Source organism: Pseudomonas sp. 8 R 14 (genome assembly GCF_900005955.1).
In the GTDB taxonomy this organism is placed as follows: domain Bacteria; phylum Pseudomonadota; class Gammaproteobacteria; order Pseudomonadales; family Pseudomonadaceae; genus Aquipseudomonas; species Aquipseudomonas marginalis.
Genome location: NZ_CVTH01000092.1, coordinates 219,070 through 236,433, shown reverse-complemented (window position 1 = coordinate 236,433; position 17,364 = coordinate 219,070). Strand labels below are relative to the sequence as shown.

Below are 17,364 nucleotides of genomic sequence, written 5' to 3'. Positions count from 1 at the left end.
CACTCTACCTACCGGTCTTCGATGACCGGCATTTCGGCAGATGGTGAATGCAGTGTAAGAGCGAGTGGGATCGGCGCAGCGGGGAGATATTGCGGGGTTTTTCGGGTCATTGCCGGATGTGTAATGCCTCTTCGATAACGGCAAGAAACGCGTCAATCAACACACTGTGTCTTTCGGTCGGCGTCAACACCAACAACTGCGCACACGCATCCGCCTCCACCAAAGGCCGATAAGTCACGCCCTTGTTCATCAAACTCCGGGTACAGGCCGGTACCAGCGCCACCCCTTGCCCGGCGGCCACCAGTGCAATGATCGAAGTGATCTGCCGTCCGGTCGGCCCGGCATGCAGGGGCACGCCATGGTGGCGGTAAAGCTGCTCGATGGACTGGTTCAGCCCCGAGCCGTAATCGGCTGGAAACAGAATCAAAGGATAGGCACTGAGCTGCGCCAGGCTGATGTCGGCCAGGCTGGCCAACGGGCTGTCACTCGACACCGCTGCCACCAAGGGTTCCTCGCCCAACGACAGCGCTTGCACTGCGTCGTTTTGTGGCAACAGCCGGCTCAACCCAATATCCAGCCGTCCATCGGCCACTTGCGCACCGAGACTGCCGGAGGCGCATTCCACCAGGGTCAGTTGCACATCGGGAAAGCGTTGGGCGAAGGCCTGGATCGATTGGCTGAACAGGTCCGACAGGGCAATCGAGCTGACGTAGCCCAAGGCCAGTTGACCCGCTGTCCCTGCTGCCAACTTCCCGGCAATCACCTGAGCCAACTCCACCTGTTCCAACACGCCACGTGCATAGGGCAAGAACGAGCGTCCCTGTGCGGTGAGGGTCACGGTGCGGCTGGTGCGATCGAACAGCTTGAAACCCAACTCTGCCTCCAGCGCTGAAATATGCCGGGTCAAAGGCGGCTGGGCCAGGTGCAGGCGCAGGGCGGCGCGACCGAAATGCAATTCTTCGGCGACGGTCAGAAAGTAACGCAGCTTGCGTAGGTCGAGCATCCTGATCCTTGGGTATCAATCGGTCGGAATTCGGTATTGGTTCAAGACCTGCCGGCCATTCTATAAAGACCTTTCAAAATAAAACGAGAGGTTTCATGAAACTGCGCCTGCATTGTGCCCGCCTTGCCCTGTTCCTGTGTGGCTGCGCGGCGTTTCTCAACCTCTATGCGACCCAAAGCATCCTCCAGACGTTCGCTGCGCACTTTCATATCAGTGCCAAGGAGGCGGGCTGGAGCATCACCGTCACCACCCTGGCGGTGGCGATCACGGCACCTTTCGTCAGTCGCCTGACCGGACGTTTTGCACAACGCACGGTGATCTCGGTGGCCGCTGTGCTGCTGGCGGTGCCGGCATTGATGACCGCTTATGCCGACAGCTTTGCCGAAGTGCTGGTGTGGCGCTTTGTCGAGGGCATGCTGATCCCGGTGCTGTTCGCCACCAGTGTGGCCTACATCGGCGACCGCTGGAGCGGCGGCACGGTCACGGAGGTGACGAGTCTCTACGTCGCGGGCACCGTGTTGGGCGGGTTCGCCGGGCGCTTCGTCACCGGAGTCATGACCGAGTATGTGGGCTGGCGTGAGGCCTTTGAAGTGCTCGCGGTGCTGAGCTTGATGGTCGGCGGATTCATCCAGTTTCTGTTGCCGGCCAACCGCCCGCGGACCGTGCAGGTTAAAGCCTCCTCGTCAGGTGTATTTCGCAGGCCGCTGTTGGCGGCATACGCCGTAGGTTTCTGCGTGTTGTTTTCGCAAGTCGCGGCGTTTACCTACGCAGGTTTGTACTTGGGCCTGCCGCCGTTCAACCTTGGGCCTGCAGCGTTGGGGACGCTCTATATGGTGTTCCTGTTGGCGTTGATCGTGATCCCCATCGCTGGACGCCTCAGCAAAGCCCGGCCCCATGCCCAACTGCTGGGTGTCGCCGCCGTGCTGGGCGTCAGTGGTTCGGCGTTGACCCTGATGCCCTCCCTCTGGTGCATCGTAGTCGGCCTGGCGTTCAGTTCCACCGGTGTGTTCCTCGCCCAGGCGGCCGCCAATGGGTTTATCACCGCTACCGCGGGCGATAACAAGACGGGTGCTGTCGGGGTGTATCTCACCTGTTATTACCTGGGCGGCAGTGGCGGCGCCATTGTCCCGGCGCTGATCTGGGAGCGCTGGGGCTGGGTCGGGTGCGTGGTGCTGATCATCGGTTTCCAGCTGCTGACCTTGTTGATCGCCTTGACCGGCTGGAAGCCCCTTAAACCTGAGCTGATTCCTGCACCATGAACGACACCGTCGCTGTGCCTTCGCCCGAATCATCGACGCGCCGTCGCGCCTTGTTCGCCGGTTGCAGCGCCCATGCCGTGCATGATGGGCTCACTGATGTGATCTACGTTTTGCTGCCTGTCTGGCAGGCTCAGTTCGGCTTGTCCTACGCCCAGATCGGCCTTCTGCGGGGTGCCTATTCCGGGATGATGGCTGTGTTCCAATTGCTGGCCAGCCGCGCCGCCAGACGCTGGGGCCGCACACCGATGCTGGTGGGCGGCACGGCGTTGGCGGGTGTCGCCTACCTGTTGGTGGGCCAGGCGACAGGGCTGAGCGTGTTGCTGGTGGCGCTGCTGCTCGGCGGCCTGGGCGCCAGCACCCAGCACCCATTGGCCTCGTCGATGATCACCGACGCTTACGAGGACGGCGGTGGGATCAAGCAGGCGCTGTCCCAGTACAACTTCTCCGGCGATATCGGCAAAACCCTGATTCCTGGTCTGGTCGGGCTGCTGCTAACCGTCATCAGTTGGCGGGCCAGTGCCACGTTGCTGGGCCTGCTTGGCCTGGCGGCGGCGGGGCTGTTGTGGTGGCTGATTCCTGCTCAAGCATCCGAATCCACCGCCACAAAAAAAGCCGAGTTCCTCAGGGGTAGCGGCTCCGCCACGGGCCTGCGCGCGCTGATCCTCACCGGCACCCTCGACAGCGCCGTGCGCATGGGATTTCTTACTTTCCTGCCGTTCCTGCTGCAAGCCAAAGGCGCCGGTACTGCTGGCATCGGCCTCGCCCTGACCTTGCTGTTCATCGGTGGTGCCTTCGGCAAACTGTTCTGCGGCTACCTCGGCGCACGCATCGGCATGATGAAGACCGTGTGGATCACGGAAACCAGCACTGCAGTGCTGATCGTCGCGGCGGTGTACCTGCCGCTCAGCGGGTTGATGGTGATGCTGCCGCTGTTGGGGCTGGTACTGAATGGCACCTCCTCGGTGCTGTACGGCGCCGTGCCCGACCTTGCCGGCGCGGGCAAGCGCGAGCAGGCGTTTGCGCTGTTCTACACCGGCACGATTGGCGGTGGCGCGTTGGCGCCGGTGGTGTTTGGTGCAGTGGGGGATGTGCTGGGCGTGCCGGTGGCGGTGATGGTGTTGGCGGGGATGTTGGGTGTGACGTTGCCGTTGGCGTGGGTGGTGCAGAGGGGGGAGGAAAAGTGAGGTGTCAGAACGTAGAGTTGAACCTTGCGGCATTGCCTACACAACGATCAGACTCGTCCGAGTTGTGCGTCTTGGGCGACCTCTTTAAGGTTCGTCAGCCGCTGCCCATCAGCGGTCGGGTTTAGTAGCCCGATACGATCAACGGCGTACAGCTGCTCTTATGGTGGCTGCACGCAGGGCGTCTTCGGGCGCGCCGGTTTCGTTGATTCGCCGGTCTACTAACCTGCGTACAGCCGCCACCCATTGTTTAGTAGCTCTGGTATGCGGTCCCTAACGAGGATCAACAGATGTGTACTGACTCATGCAATCCATCCGTAAAACTGTTCAGCGTCCGTCCCGAAATCGACACTCAAGCGCTGCTCGCCAACGCCTACGAAACCATCGCCGGTGCAGGTGCCATGACCCACGAGTTCGTCGAAAGCCTGCCCTCTCAACAGCGCTACCTGGCCCTGGCCATTCAGCAAATGATTGAACTGGGCCTGCTGCTGGTCGAGGCTGTTCAGGACCGCGTGGACCGAGCCGCATAGGTCACCCGTACGGTGTAAACGGCTTGCCTTCCCAGGCCGCCCATACCACGGGGGAGGGGAGCCAGGATTTACAGTGTCGCCGCCAGCGAAAACGGAATGCGCAACGCACCGATAGGCCCTTCACGCGTACCGCACATTTCATCGTGAACGCAGTGTTGCACCAGTACGCAAGGAAACGGCGGAACCCGCTGCAACAGGTCGCGTAAATGCGTGGTGGACCCGATGCGCATCGGCTTGCCGTGATCGTCCAGTAACGTCGCCTCGACGTGCTCCAGCCTGACGCGAGCGATATAGAAACCGCCCTCCAGGGACAGCAACTCCAGCTCACGTATTTCGCCTTTCCCGGCCAGCTCGGCCAGCATTTGCATATTCATGATTGACCCTCGCTTGGGGCTCATTGGCGACGAAAGAACAGCGTGACCTGACCCCACTCGACACCGAACTTGGACATGCTCGAGCGGTTGATCAAGGTGTCCTCGTCCATCAGGTACATCCAATCGTCAAAGCTGACTTCGTACACCGAGCCATCCACCGGCAGATTGAGCCGGTAGCGCCAACGCAGCGCATTACCCGCCACTTCGCCGATCGCCTCGCCCACCACATCCCCGGCTCGTCCGCGCCAGCGCCCTGGGCCGTCCGGCGTCAGTGTCCACACCCGTTGCTGACGCGTGCCATCGCTGTACAAGAAACGCTCATCCAGAATCAACGCGTCGCCCTCGCGCCGGCTGGCGATATCGACCTCAAAGCGCTTGGCCACTTCCCCCGAACGCTTCTGGAAGATGCCCCAGGCTTTCACGGGTTTACTGAAGAAGCGCTCCAGGTCCAGTTTCGGTTGCTGGTCGGCGTAGTGGTCGACCTCAACGTTGCTGCAACTGGCCAAGCTCACGACCAGCAACAGTGAAAACAGTAGACGTGTCATGGCTTGGCTCTTCGAAGGTGCGGGGCGAAGTGCCGCCGCTCGAAGCATGATACTTGTACAAGAAGTAAAATTTGTACAGGTTTGTGCGCACTCTATTTTTGAATCTCAAATCCCACCCATAAAAAAACCGGCCACCAAGGACCGGTTTTTTATGCACCCCCCGCCAAAACCCTGCCGGCGTGGAATCTATGTCTGAGTGGAGCGGGTGAAGGGAATCGAACCCTCGTTATCAGCTTGGGAAGCTGGAGTAATGCCATTATACGACACCCGCTCAGAGCGGCTGACTTTGTACCAGATGTGCGCCGGGATTTGAAGTTTTTCTTCGGAATTTGTGCAGCTTGCCGTGGCGAGCAGGTCCGTTCGCCACGGCAAGCCTTCATTTCAGATGGCGAATGCATGCTGCGTCTGGCCCTGGTGATAACGCAATCGGCTGGACTGCCGTTCCGGTTTCAAAAAGCCCACCACCGCGTCCCGGCTGTCCCGGCAGGCGGCCTTGTGCTCCATATCCAGGAAATGCCCCGTCGCCTGGATGGTGCTGAAGCTGCTCTTCGTCACGTACTGCCCGAACTGCCTGGCGTCTTCGGCGCTGGTGTATTCGTCCCATTCGCCGTTCAGAAACAGCACCGGCACATCGATCTGCCGCGCGGCCTTGAGGTAGCACAGGCGGTCGTTGTGCAGTACCTGGCTGATGTGAAAATGCATCTGCCCGTATTCGTGCTCGGCCAGGCTGCTCACATGCTTGTAGTTGAAACGCTTGAACAGCGACGGCAGGTGTTTGCCGATGGTGCTGTTGATCAAGTGCCCGACGCGGTCGCGGTCGAGGTTGCCGAGGTAGTCGACGCCACGCTCGAGGTAGTCGCGCATTGGCGCGTTGATCACTGGCGAGAACGAGCTGATCACCGCCTTTTCCACACGCCGTGGCCGCTGGGCGAGGGCCACCAGGGTGGCGGCGCCGCCCCAGGAGAAGGACAGCACGTGCTCGGCGGCGAAGTGGTCGATCAGCTCCAGGAGGATCTGGCCTTCGACTTCCTTCGTCAGCATTTGCTCATGACGGTTATGGATTTTGGAGCGACCGGCGTAGGGCTGGTCGTACAAAACCACATTGAATTGCGGGTACAGGCTTTTCACGGTTTGGGCGAAGGAGGCCGTGGTGGCTAGCGAGCCGTTGACCAGGATGATGGTCTTTTCAGCAGCATCCGCGCGGTAGAACTCCGTGTAAACCCGATACTGACCCTGTATATCCAACACAGCGATTTCTGGCCTCATGTCGTAAGACTCCTGGCAAGCGGGTAGGGCGCGCAGATCACTCTGCACGAGCTTTGTGACAGGTAGGCATACGCCTGGAAGATGAGAGCCCATGTCGGTCCGATGACGGCTGGCCGACGGCTGTTGTTAGGGCGGGCTGTTTGCCTGGGAGGCCCGTGGATCAAGCGCGGGCGGGGCAAGGTGTTTCTTGGAGGTTATAGGCGACTCGTCAGTCATAATTTGGCTGACGGTTTGATTCAAGCAGTAGACCGGGGATGCCGCAAGTCACACAAATGGGTTTTTGCCATCACCGGCCGAACGGTCGTCAGACCTGTCGGATTTCTTCCTCGGACAGCGCCCGGTACTTGCCGGGCGCCAGGGCCGCATCCAAGCCCAATGGGCCCATTCGCTCACGGTGCAGGCCGATCACTTTGTTGTTGAAGTGCCCGAACATGCGCTTCACCTGGTGATAGCGGCCTTCGGTGATGCTCAGTCGTGCCAGGCGTGGCCCCAGCAGCTCCAGCTCGGCCGGTTGCGTGGTCAGGTCTTCAAAGGCGAAATAAAGGCCCGCTGCAAAGGTTGCCGCGTATTCGGGGCCGATGTCCTGCTCCGTCTCTACCCGATAGACCTTGGGCAACTTGGTCTGCGGTTGCGTCAGGCGCCGCGACCACTGGCCGTCGTTGGTGATCAGCATCAGGCCGGTGGTGTTGAAATCCAGGCGGCCGGCGATATGCAGCTCGCCTTTGTCCGGCTCATCCAGCAGGTCCAGGACAGTCGGGTGTTGTGGGTCCGAGGTCGCGCTGACGCAGCCCTGGGGTTTGTGCAGCATGAAATAGCGCGCCGCTTTACCCACCTGCAGCACGTCATCGTCCACGCACACTCGGCTGAATTCGCGCACTTCATGATGCGGGTCGTTGACTGCCACGCCATCCACCGTCACCCGCCGCTCCACCAGCAACACGCGCACTTGTTGGCGATTGAAACGCGGCAGGTTGCTGAGGAAACGGTCAACGCGCATTGCGAAGCTGCTCATCCGCCTGAGCACAGCGCGGGCACAGGCAGGCTGTGTTGCGCAATGCATCGGGCAGCGCTTCAAGCACCGCCGGGTCGATGGTGACGCTGTAGCACCAGCACGGCTGGTCGGCGGTGCGTGGGTCGGCCAGGGTGCAATCGTTGCGGGCACCGCAGGCGGGGCAAAGGGTTGGCGTGGTCATGGTCGCTGGGGCAGGGTCTCGGAAGTCCCTGCACGATACAGCGCCGGTCAGTCCCGTTCCAGCACCACGACCCGTTGGCCGGCGCCAATGCCGCTGCCCGGCTGCACCGGGATTTCCCGCACCACCCCGGCAAAGGGCGCCAGCACCGGGATCTCCATTTTCATCGACTCCAGAATCACCAGCACATCCCCGGCGGCAACACGTGCACCCACGGCCACCGGCACCTGCCAGAGGTTGCCGGCGATAGGGCTGTCGATGCTGTATTCATTGGCCTTGAGCAGCGTGTCTTGCGCCGCTGGCGCCGCGAGCTCTTCGCTGTCGAAATGCGCCTGGCCGCTGGCGATCCAGCGTTCGCGCTCGGCATTGAAGGCCTGTTGCTGTTGTTCACGAAAAGCACTGATCCCCGAGGCTTCCCGCGCAAGAAATGCCTGGTAATCCGCCAGGTTCAGGGTGCTCTCCTCGATATCCAGCTCGAAGCGTCCCAGGGGGAAATCCCGACGAATCCGTACCAGCTCATTCGCGCTCACGGGATAGAACCGAATCTGATCGAAGAAGCGCAGCAGCCACGGCTTGCCGTCAAACGCCGCCACTTCGCGATAGCGGTTCCACATCTGCAAGGTGCGCCCGACAAACTGATAACCGCCGGGCCCTTCCATGCCGTACACGCACAAATACGCGCCGCCGATGCCCACCGAATTTTCGGCGGTCCAGGTGCGGGCCGGGTTGTATTTGGTGGTCACCAGCCGATGACGCGGGTCCAGCGGCGTGGCCACCGGCGCGCCGAGGTAGACGTCGCCCAGGCCCATTACCAGGTAGCTGGCGTCGAACACGGTGTGGCGCACTTCATCGAGGTTGGCCAGGTCGTTGATGCGACGGATGAACTCCAGGTTGCTCGGGCACCACGGGGCGTCCTTGCGCACGGTGGTCATGTATTTTTCGATGGCCAGCTGGCATGCCGGGTCGTCCCAGGACAGCGGCAGGTGCACGATGCGCGAGGGCACTTGCAGGTTTTGCCGGGTGCACACGGCGGTCCACTCGTGGCTGATCAGTGCCAGCAGGTCGGCCAGGGGCAGTTGTTCGGGCTGGTAGTGGATCTGCAGCGAGCGGGTCCCGGGCGTCAGGTCGATCACGCCCTTCAATGCTCGGGTTTCCAGGGCCTGCATCAGGGCATGGGCGCGAAAGCGCAGCACCAGGTCCAGCTCCGGCGCGCCGATTTCCAGCAGCAGGTGGGTGTCGCCGGCGAGGCGCGCGACCAGGCGGGTGTCGGCGTGGCCGATGTCCAGGATGATGGGGGATGCCAATTGCTCGATGCCGGCGACGGACCGAGTTGGTCCCATCGCGAGCAAGCTCTGCTCCCACAGGGTTTCGGCATTCTTTTGATCCCAGTTCAGGGCAAGGTCGCGGGCGGTCTTGAGGTCCACCGGTTCAAAGCGAATCTTGTCACCGGCCTTGAGCTGGCCGAGTTGCCAAAGGTCTGCCTCGATCACCGTCACCGGGCACACAAAACCGCCCAGGCTTGGCCCATCCGGCCCGAGGATCACTGGCATGTCCCCGGTGAAATCCACCGCGCCGATGGCATAGGGGTTGTCATGGATGTTCGATGGATGCAACCCCGCTTCACCGCCATCGGTACGCGCCCACAATGGCTTCGGCCCGATCAGCCGAACACCGGTGCGGCTGGAGTTGAAATGCACTTCCCACTGCGTGGCGAAGAACGTGTCGATATACGCCGGCAGGAAGTATTCCGGCGCGCCGTGGGGGCCATAAATCACCCGCAGTGTGCGGACCTCCGGCAGCGGTTCAGCGACTGATCGTTGCCCGGCGTTCCGGTCTTCCAACGGCAACAGATGCAACACATCGCCCGCCCGCAAGGCGCGCCCGCCATGCCCGCCAAACTGGCCGAGGGTGAAGGTGCTTTTGCTGCCCAGGTAGTCCGGCACTTGCAGCCCGCCACGCAGGCACAGGTAACTGCGCGCCCCGGCGCCGGCGAGGGTGCCCAGGCTCAGGACCGACCCGGCCTCAATCAATAGCGCGGTGTTCATCGGCACGGCTCGATCATTCAACCGCAGCGGGATTTCAGCACCGGTCACGGCGACCACCGCCGCGCAATTGAAGCGTAGCAGCGGCCCGCTCAGGGTGATTTCCAGCGCCGCTGCTCCCTCGTCGTTGCCCAGCAGGCGATTGCCCAGGCGCAGCGAGCGGCTGTCCATCGGCCCCGACGGCGGCACACCCACGGCCCAGTAGCCGAGGCGGCCGGGATAGTCCTGCACACTGGTTTGCGTGCCCGCGCTGATCACTTCAAACGTGTCGGCCACGTAGACCAGGTCTTCCAGGCACCGCGTCCACGGCCGGCCATTGGCAAAGGGCGCGGCCAGCAGGATTTGGCGCAGGTAATCGCGGTTGGTTTCCACGCCGTACAACCGACTGTCACTCAACGCCCGGTGCAGATCCAGGCGCGCCTGTTCGCGGGTGGGCGCCCACGTGATGAGCTTGGCGATCATCGGGTCGAAGTACGGCGGGATCTCGCAACCGGCTTCCACCCAGGTGTCGATCCGCAGGCCTTCGGCCAGCGGGAAATCCACACAGGTCAGCAAGCCGGGACTCGGCTGGAAATCGCGGCCCGGGTCTTCGGCATACAAGCGCGCCTGGATCGCGTGGCCCCGGGGGGTTAACTCGAGTGTGTTCAGCGGCGGCATTTCCCCGGCCGCCAGTTGCACCATCCAGCGCACCAGGTCCACGCCCCATACCTGTTCGGTGACGCCGTGTTCCACCTGCAAGCGCGTGTTCACTTCGAGGAAGTAGAAGCGCCCGCCAGCACTGTCATAGATAAATTCCACGGTGCCGGCGCTGCGGTAGTTCACGGCCTTGGCCAAGGTGATGGCGGCGGCGCACAGGGCCTCGGCCATGCCTTCGGGCAGGTTCGGCGCCGGGGTTTCTTCGAGGACTTTCTGGTTGCGCCGTTGCACCGAGCAGTCGCGCACGCCGAGGGCGATCACTTCACCGGCGCCGTCGCCGAACACCTGCACTTCCAGGTGGCGCGCGTGCTCGATGTACTTCTCGATAAACACGCCGGCATCGCTGAAATTGTTCTGCCCCAGGCGTTTGACGGTCTCGAAGGACTCGCTCAACTCCACGCTGCTGCGGCACACGCGCATGCCGATACCGCCGCCACCGGCGGTGCTTTTGAGCATCACCGGGTAGCCCACGACGTCGGCGGCCAGCAACGCGCAGGCGAGGCTGTCGAGCAGTTCGGTGCCCTCCAGCAGCGCAAGCCCGTGTTGCTTGGCCAGGGCGCGGGCGGTGTGCTTGAGGCCAAATACCCGCAGTTGTTGCGGCGTCGGCCCGACAAAGGCGATGCCCGCGTTTTCACAGGCTTCGGCAAACGCTGCGTTCTCCGACAGGAAACCGTAGCCGGGGTGGATCGCCTTGGCCCCACAGGCCTTGGCGGTGGCGAGGATTTTGTCCACCGCCAGGTACGTACCGGCCGCTGCGCCTTCACCGAGGCTGTAGGCCTCGTCGGCTTGCTGGATATGCAGGCTCGCCGCATCGGCCTCGGCGTACACGGCGATGCCCTTGACCTGCAGCTCGCGCAAGGTGCGCAGGATGCGGCAGGCGATGGCGCCACGGTTGGCGATCAACAGTTTTTCGAACATGGCAAAACCCTGCGGGCCGTCCCGCAAAGTGGGGGAGCACTGCGGTCGTCCGCAGTGCGTGCAGTCAGTGTGGATCCCACATTGGCGCGCTATTGTTTGCGGATGCACTGCCCGGCTCGGGATTGGCACAGGGCAAACAGCCAACGGCGCAGGCGCTTGAGTTTCAGTTCCATACCAGCAGCTCCGCAGGGGTGGGGTTGTAGGCGTTGCATGGGTTGTTCAACTGCGGGCAGTTGGAGATCAGCACGACCACATCCATCTCCGCCCGCAGGTCGACGTACTTGCCGGGGGCGGAAATGCCGTCTTCGAAGGTCAGCCCGCCGTCGGCCGTCACCGGCACATTCATGAAGAAATTGATGTTCGGCCCGATGTCGCCTTTGCCCAGGCGGCCGTCGTGGGCACAGGCGCGCAGGTAGTTGTCGCGGCAGCTGTGCATGTAGCGTTTTTCCAGGGCGTAGCGCACGGTGTTGCTCTCTTGGGCGCAGGCGCCGCCGAGGGTATCGTGGCGCCCGCAGGTGTCATCGACGATGGTCAGCATCGGCTGGCCGAGGTTGGAATACAGCACGCTGCCGGTGCCCAGGTACACGCTGTTCTGCCGGCGCAACGTGCGCTGCACGTCGTAGCGTTCACGCGGGTTTTTCACGCTGTAGAACAACGTGTCGACGGCCTGGTTGCCCTCCAGGTCGAGGATGCGCAGGGTCTGCCCGGCCTTGACCTCCATCAGCCACGGTTCGCCGGCGGGGATGGTTGCGCGGTACACGGCCGCGTCCGGTTGTTTCAGTGCGATAGACATGGCAGCTCCTCAGGCGAACAGGCGGTCGGTGTTGATAAAGCCGCGCTCGTTTTCCGGGCGCGAGGTGCGGCAGTGTTCGGCGACGCTTTTGTCGGCGTTCATCCAGCTCAGTTTCAGCGGTTGCGGCGCGTAGTGCGGGTTCGGGTCCATGGGGTGTTGCAGAGCGGTGAGCACCACCAGGGTGTCCATCGGCGCGTAGAGCTCGATGTAGTCGCCAGCCTTGGAATGGCCCGCTACAAAGTGCAGGCCACCGTCGCCATCCACCGCGACTTTGCTGAACAGGTTGAGGGTCATCAGCAGGTCGGACAGGCCCAGCCCCCACTTGCCCAACTCCACAAGCAGGTTGTCGGTGCCGTTGCGGAAGAAGCCGTTGCGCAGCTCCTGATAGCGGCCCTGGCCGTACTTCTCGGCGACTTCGGCGGCGCACAGCACACCGCCGATGCTGTCGCTCCAGCCGCAGGTGTCGGCGGTGATCGCGGCCAGTACGCGGCCCATGTCCGAGTACAGGCAATGGCCGGTGGTGAGCTTGGCGGTGTGTTGGCATTTGAGGCTGTCGGGCAGGTTCAGGCGCTCGGTTTTTTCGTTGGCGTTGAGCAGAGTCAGGCTGACGTTGGCGCCGCCGCGCAGGTCGGTCAGGCGCAGCAGTTGGCCGCGCTTGAGCACGAACGAGCGGTGGCCGCCGCCGGGCAGCATTTCTTCGGCGAAGGGTGGGAACAGTTGGGTGGAATCGGTCATTTGGACGTGGCTCCAAGTTCGGCGGCGAGCGCCTTGCGGCGTTCGCTGTTCAAAGGGATGTCGTAGGTGATGCGCGCGCCATAGGCGCCGGGGGCGTGGGGATCGACGCGGACCTTGTCGAACACCAGCAGGCGCGTGCCGAGGCTGAAGCCTTCGCTCAGGTCATGGGTGACCATGAACACCGTCAGCCGGGTTTCGCGCCACAGTTCCAGCAGCAGCTGGTGCATGTCCTTGCGAATGCCCGGGTCGAGGGCGCCGAAGGGTTCGTCCAGCAGCAACACGCGGGGTTTCATGATCAGGGCCTGGGCGATGGCCAGGCGTTGTTGCATGCCGCCGGAGAGCTGCGCGGGGTACTTGTCCAGGGCGTGGCCGAGGCCGACCTTGTGCAGCAGCGCGGCAGCCTGTTCGCGGGCGTCCTTCCTGGCTTTACCGAACAGCCGGCCCAGCAGGCGAGAATGTGGCAGTTCCAGGCCGAGGGCGACGTTGTCGAGCACAGTCAGATGTGGGAACACCGAATAGCGCTGGAACACCACGCCACGGCTGGCATCCGGCTCGGCGGCGAGGGCCTGGCCGTCCAGCAGGATCTGCCCCTTGCTCGCGGTTTCCTGGCCCAGCAGCAGGCGCAGGAAGGTCGACTTGCCACACCCGGACGTACCCACCAGCGTGCAAAACTCACCCTCGGCGACGTGCAGGTTGAGGCCTTCGAGCACCACCTGATCGCCATAGCGCTGCCACACATTATTGACGCTGATAAAGCTCATGCCCGCGCTCCTTCGTACCAGGGGAACGCACGCCGGGTCAGGGCCTTGAGGCCCCAGTCCATCAGCCACGCCAGCAGCGTGATCCACACCACGTAAGGCAGGATCACGTCCATCGCCAGGTAGCGTCGTACCAGGAAGATCCGGTAGCCCAAACCGTCGGTGGAGGCGATGGCTTCGGCGGCGATCAAAAACAACCACGCCGAGCCGAGCATCAGCCGCAGCGAGATCAACAGGCGCGGCAGCAATTGCGGCAATACCACACGCAGCATCAGGGTCCAGGTGGAGGCGCCGAGGGTCTGCGCCTTCACCAGCAGCTCGAGCGGAATTTCCCGCGCGCGCTGTTCCAGGTCTCGGGCCAGGCAGGGGGTGACGCCGATGACGATCAGCATCACCTTGGACAATTCCCCCAGCCCGAACACGATGAACAGAATCGGCAGGATCGCCAGCGGCGGCACCATCGACAGCACCGTCAGCAACGGTGACAACGGCGCGCCAAACAGCGGCAGCGTGCCGGCGGCGATCCCCAGGCACAGGCCGGCGAGGGCGCTGATCCCCAGACCGATGGCGAGGCGCCGCAGGCTGGCAGCGCTGTCCTGCCACAGCACGTATTCGCCGGTGCGGGTGTCGGCGTTGAAGGCCAGGCGCTTTACCGCGTCAAGCATTTGCCCGGCACCGGGCAGCAGCTTGTCGTTGGGGTTGTCCGCCAGGCGCTCGGCCGAGCCCACGAAGTAGGCGAACAGCAGCAGGGCGAACGGCAGCAGCACCAGCAACAGGCGGCTGGAACGGTCCGGGTGACGGTTGATCAGGCGCATGGCCGGGTCCTCTTACAGCTTGCCGTCGGCGGCCATCTGTACGTAGCTGGGGTCGAACTGCAGCTTGAGGTTGGCCTTGTCGCCGCTGGTCACACCGTTGGCGAAGCGCATGCCCACGGCGCTGCTGTCCTTGGCGCCTTCACCCAGCAGGCCGTGTTTAAACGAGAACTCGGCGACTTTGCCCATGGTGGCGGGCAACTGTGGGCTGGTGGCGAAGGCCAGGGCTTCCTGGGGCGTGGCGAACAACTGGGTGGTGTCCAGTTGCGACTGGAAGCCCGCAAGGTCAGTGCCAGAGGCCTTGGCCATATGTTCGAGGGCTGCGGTGCTGGCGGGGCCCTTGGCGTTCATCAGCGCGACCACTTCGAACCAGGCGCCGGTCAGCGCTTTGCCCAGCTTGGGGTTGTCTTTGAGGACCTGGGTGTTGACCACCATCATGTCCATGATTTCGCCGGGTACTTTGCTCGAGTCGAACACTTGGCTCACCCCAGGCTTGGCCTTGATCTCCGAGAGCATCGGGTTCCAGGTGGTGACGGCCTGGACCTGGTCGGTGTTGAAGGCCGCCGCGATGTCGGCATCGGAGGTGTTGACCACCTTCAGGTCTTTTTCCGTCAAGTCCGCCGACTCCAGCGCGCGGGCCAGCAGGTAGTGAGACACCGAGAGTTCCACCAGGTTGACGTTCATGCCCTTGAGGTCGGCCACGGTCTTGCCGGTGCCCTTGATTACCACGCCGTCGTTGCCGTTGGAGAAGTCGCTGACCACCAGCGCGGTGCTGTCCACGCCACCGGCGGCGGGGATGGTCAGGGCGTCCATGTTGGTCATGGTGCAGCCGTCGAACTGGCCGGCGGTGTACTGGTTGATGGATTCGACGTAGTCATTGAGCTGCACCATGTCGATGGTGATGCCGTACTTCTTCGCCCACTTGTCGAGGATGCCTTGGCTGCCGGCGTACTCCCATGGCATCCAGCCGGCGTAGATCGTCCAGCACACGCTGAAGTGGTTTTTCGTGGCGGCTTGGGCCTGGACGCTCAGCACGGCGGCAAAGACGGCGGCGAGCAGGGCGGGTAAACGGATTGAGGGCATGGGGCTTCTCCAGTTGATCAAGGGCGAGCAGGAGCAACGCGGCACCGTGAACGGTGGCTTGTCTCCCGGGCTTTTATCCCGCCGTGTAACCTCAACTGGAGGTCGCCAACTCTCGGACCAGCCACTCGCTTTCGGCGAGCCGGAACCCTAGTCGGCCATTGCAAATTGTGGTGCCGCGAACCTGTTATCAATCCTGCACGCAATAGACGAAGCGAGAGTCGTGCCAAGTGGCTTCGATGCCCGGCGGTTCAGCCGGGCGAGCGGGAGAGGAGGGTGTAGACGAGGGCGGTGTGCGCCACGCAGGTGCGCCGGCGCACTGTGATGAGGCGCTTACAGCTGGAACTTGCTGACCAGCATAGTGAACGAGGTGGCCAGGCGCGACAGGTCCTGGCTGGAGGCGTTGGTCTGGTGGGCACCGGCGGCGGTCTGGGTCGACAGGTCCTGAATGTTGAGCAGGTTGCGATCCACTTCGCGGGCCACCTGGGCCTGTTCCTCGGACGCCGAGGCGATCACCAGGTTGCGCTCGTTGATACTGGCCACGCTGGCGGTGATGCGCTCCAGCGCCTGGCCGGCGTTTTGCGCCAGGGTCTGGGTGTTGTTGGCCCAGTTCAGGCTCTTGTTCATGGCGGCCACGGCGCCATCGGCGCCTGCCTGCACTTCACCGATCATTTTCTCGATGTCGACCGTGGAGGTCTGGGTGCGATGGGCCAGCGCGCGCACCTCATCGGCCACCACCGCAAAACCGCGACCTTGCTCACCGGCACGGGCGGCTTCGATGGCGGCATTGAGGGCCAGCAGGTTGGTCTGGTCGGCAATGCCGCGGATCACATCAATCACCTTGCCGATTTCGCGCACCTGGTTGGCGAGGTCAGCGACCGATTGGGTCGAATCGTTGATCTCCACCACCATCGACGACATGCCCGACACTGCCTGCTCCACCTGCTGGCGGCCGTCCTCGGCTTCGGCGGTGGCCTGGCGCGACGCCTCGGAGGTCGACACGGCGTTGCTCGCCACTTCGTCGACCGCTGCGGTCATCTGGTTGACGGCGGTGGCCGCTTGCTGGATTTCGTCGTTCTGGCGGGTCAGGCCACGGGTGCTTTCATCGGTGACCGCGCTCAGCTCTTCGGCTGCCGACGCGAGCTGGTCGGAGGCATTGGCGATCTCCATCAGCGTGCTTTTCAGGCCGCCCTGCATATCGGACAACGCCATCAGCAGTTGCCCGGCTTCGTCGGTGCGGTCGGTCGTGATGGCTTGGGTCAGGTCACCCTTGGCAATGCGCTGTGCGTTCTCAACCGCTTGTGCGATAGGACGGGTGATCAGGCGCGTGATCAGCACACCGATGATAATCGCAATGATGAAGGCCAGGACAATGCCGCTGATCATCCAGGTCAATGCGCTGCTGCGAAGGTCCTCGGCGGCGAGGGCGCCTTCCTTGATCTGGCGGTTATTGGACTCGATCATCACACGGATCAACTCGCGCGCCTGGCGGAACAGTTCATTGTTGGTGCTGTTGAGCTGGGCACGGGCCTGCTCGACCTGGCCACTGTCGAGCATCGACATGATGCGTTCGGAGCTGCTGGTGTAAGTTGGCCAGATCTGGTCGAGCTTGTCGCCTGCTGCCCGTTCGTCGTCTTCCTGAGGCGTGGCGCGGTAGGTGGCGTAGGCGCTCTGGCTGCGTTTGAGTTCGTTGGCGATGTCCTGGCGTACACGGTCGCGGTCTTGTTGGGATACGTCGCCGTTGCTCGCATCCATCAAACGGTACAAACCACGGTTGTGGGCGACCAGGCTGTTGAGGGTGGCGGCCGTGGTGCTGACGGACACCAGGTTATTGGAGAACGTCAGTTCCAATGCATTGGCGAGGCGGACCACGCTTTTGATACCCAGCAGGCCGACCCCGAGGGTGACCAGTGCACACAATAGAAATGAAAGCAGCAGTTTGGTTGAGATTTTCATGGCTCGGATCCGGCGAAAGTGGCGAAGGGCGCACGTTAGAGCCTCCCTGGCTTATGCGATGTCATAGTGACATCATCGCAATCGGGAAAGTTTCGAGCCAGAAAAATTTACTGAATCGATAAACCTGGGGGTTGTTAAGTGCTATACCGCAGTGCGTCTGACGGGATGTGGCTGCCCTTGGCATTGATGTATCAAGTTGTTACCAAAACGCACCAGATTCGGTTTT

16 protein-coding genes, 1 tRNA gene and 1 riboswitch are annotated in these 17,364 nt (G+C 62.8%); of the genes, 3 read left to right on the top strand and 14 right to left on the bottom strand.

The window, feature by feature from the left end:
* Positions 1-106: 106 nt before the first annotated feature.
* Entirely contained in the window at positions 107-1,003 is an 897-nt protein-coding gene (locus tag BFQ01_RS30680) for a LysR family transcriptional regulator (RefSeq protein ID WP_065928235.1), read from the bottom strand.
* Between the two features lie 95 nt (positions 1,004-1,098).
* Between BFQ01_RS30680 and BFQ01_RS30675 the strand changes: the two genes are divergently transcribed.
* The 3 genes from BFQ01_RS30675 (at position 1,099) to BFQ01_RS30665 (ending at position 3,973) form a co-directional block, all read left to right on the top strand.
* Positions 1,099-2,262 carry an MFS transporter gene (locus BFQ01_RS30675; protein ID WP_065928234.1) on the top strand — a complete coding sequence of 388 codons (1,164 nt, stop codon included), beginning with the start codon at positions 1,099-1,101 and terminating at the stop codon, positions 2,260-2,262.
* Complete coding sequence (locus tag BFQ01_RS30670) at positions 2,259-3,446, top strand: MFS transporter (RefSeq protein WP_065928233.1); 1,188 nt, start codon at positions 2,259-2,261, stop codon at positions 3,444-3,446. The genes BFQ01_RS30675 and BFQ01_RS30670 overlap by 4 nt, the downstream gene beginning before the upstream one ends.
* Positions 3,447-3,733: 287 nt before the next feature.
* A complete protein-coding gene (locus tag BFQ01_RS30665) occupies positions 3,734-3,973 on the top strand; it encodes a DUF6124 family protein (protein ID WP_027604347.1) in 240 nt (79 codons plus the stop codon).
* Between the two features lie 68 nt (positions 3,974-4,041).
* Here BFQ01_RS30665 and BFQ01_RS30660 read toward each other — a convergent pair whose 3' ends face one another.
* The 13 genes from BFQ01_RS30660 to BFQ01_RS30600 form a co-directional block, all read right to left on the bottom strand.
* Complete coding sequence (locus tag BFQ01_RS30660; protein WP_027604346.1) at positions 4,042-4,347, bottom strand: DUF6482 family protein; 306 nt, start codon at positions 4,345-4,347, stop codon at positions 4,042-4,044.
* A gap of 20 nt (positions 4,348-4,367) precedes the next feature.
* Positions 4,368-4,892: a DUF3833 domain-containing protein gene (locus BFQ01_RS30655; RefSeq protein ID WP_065928232.1), complete on the bottom strand. Its 525-nt coding sequence runs from the start codon at positions 4,890-4,892 to the stop codon at positions 4,368-4,370.
* Between the two features lie 197 nt (positions 4,893-5,089).
* A tRNA-Gly gene (locus BFQ01_RS30650) sits at positions 5,090-5,163 on the bottom strand.
* A 110-nt stretch (positions 5,164-5,273) separates the two neighbouring features.
* Positions 5,274-6,158, bottom strand: coding sequence for an alpha/beta fold hydrolase (locus BFQ01_RS30645; RefSeq protein WP_065928231.1), 885 nt, complete (start codon positions 6,156-6,158; stop codon positions 5,274-5,276).
* A 304-nt stretch (positions 6,159-6,462) separates the two neighbouring features.
* The gene (locus BFQ01_RS30640; protein ID WP_065928230.1) at positions 6,463-7,155 is read right to left on the bottom strand and encodes a 16S rRNA pseudouridine(516) synthase; all 693 of its coding nucleotides are present in this window, start codon (positions 7,153-7,155) and stop codon (positions 6,463-6,465) included.
* A complete protein-coding gene (locus BFQ01_RS30635; protein WP_065928229.1) occupies positions 7,145-7,351 on the bottom strand; it encodes a cysteine-rich CWC family protein in 207 nt (68 codons plus the stop codon). Before BFQ01_RS30635 ends, BFQ01_RS30640 begins: the two co-directional genes overlap by 11 nt.
* Before the next feature lie 47 nt (positions 7,352-7,398).
* Positions 7,399-11,004 carry an urea carboxylase gene (gene uca / locus BFQ01_RS30630; protein ID WP_065928228.1) on the bottom strand — a complete coding sequence of 1,202 codons (3,606 nt, stop codon included), beginning with the start codon at positions 11,002-11,004 and terminating at the stop codon, positions 7,399-7,401.
* Between the two features lie 163 nt (positions 11,005-11,167).
* Positions 11,168-11,797, bottom strand: a complete 630-nt coding sequence (locus tag BFQ01_RS30625) for an urea amidolyase associated protein UAAP2 (protein WP_065928227.1) — start codon at positions 11,795-11,797, stop codon at positions 11,168-11,170.
* Positions 11,798-11,806: 9 nt separating this feature from the next.
* Positions 11,807-12,532: an urea amidolyase associated protein UAAP1 gene (locus BFQ01_RS30620; RefSeq protein ID WP_065928226.1), complete on the bottom strand. Its 726-nt coding sequence runs from the start codon at positions 12,530-12,532 to the stop codon at positions 11,807-11,809.
* A complete protein-coding gene (locus BFQ01_RS30615) occupies positions 12,529-13,293 on the bottom strand; it encodes an ABC transporter ATP-binding protein (RefSeq protein ID WP_065928225.1) in 765 nt (254 codons plus the stop codon). Before BFQ01_RS30615 ends, BFQ01_RS30620 begins: the two co-directional genes overlap by 4 nt.
* On the bottom strand, positions 13,290-14,105 hold the full coding sequence (locus tag BFQ01_RS30610; protein ID WP_065928224.1) for an ABC transporter permease: 816 nt from the start codon (positions 14,103-14,105) through the stop codon (positions 13,290-13,292). Before BFQ01_RS30610 ends, BFQ01_RS30615 begins: the two co-directional genes overlap by 4 nt.
* A 12-nt stretch (positions 14,106-14,117) precedes the next feature.
* A complete protein-coding gene (locus BFQ01_RS30605) occupies positions 14,118-15,185 on the bottom strand; it encodes a putative urea ABC transporter substrate-binding protein (protein WP_065928223.1) in 1,068 nt (355 codons plus the stop codon).
* Between the two features lie 60 nt (positions 15,186-15,245).
* Positions 15,246-15,347, bottom strand: a riboswitch (guanidine-I (ykkC/yxkD leader).
* Between the two features lie 168 nt (positions 15,348-15,515).
* Positions 15,516-17,138 carry a methyl-accepting chemotaxis protein gene (locus BFQ01_RS30600; RefSeq protein ID WP_065928222.1) on the bottom strand — a complete coding sequence of 541 codons (1,623 nt, stop codon included), beginning with the start codon at positions 17,136-17,138 and terminating at the stop codon, positions 15,516-15,518.
* Between the last annotated feature and the right edge of the window lie 226 nt (positions 17,139-17,364).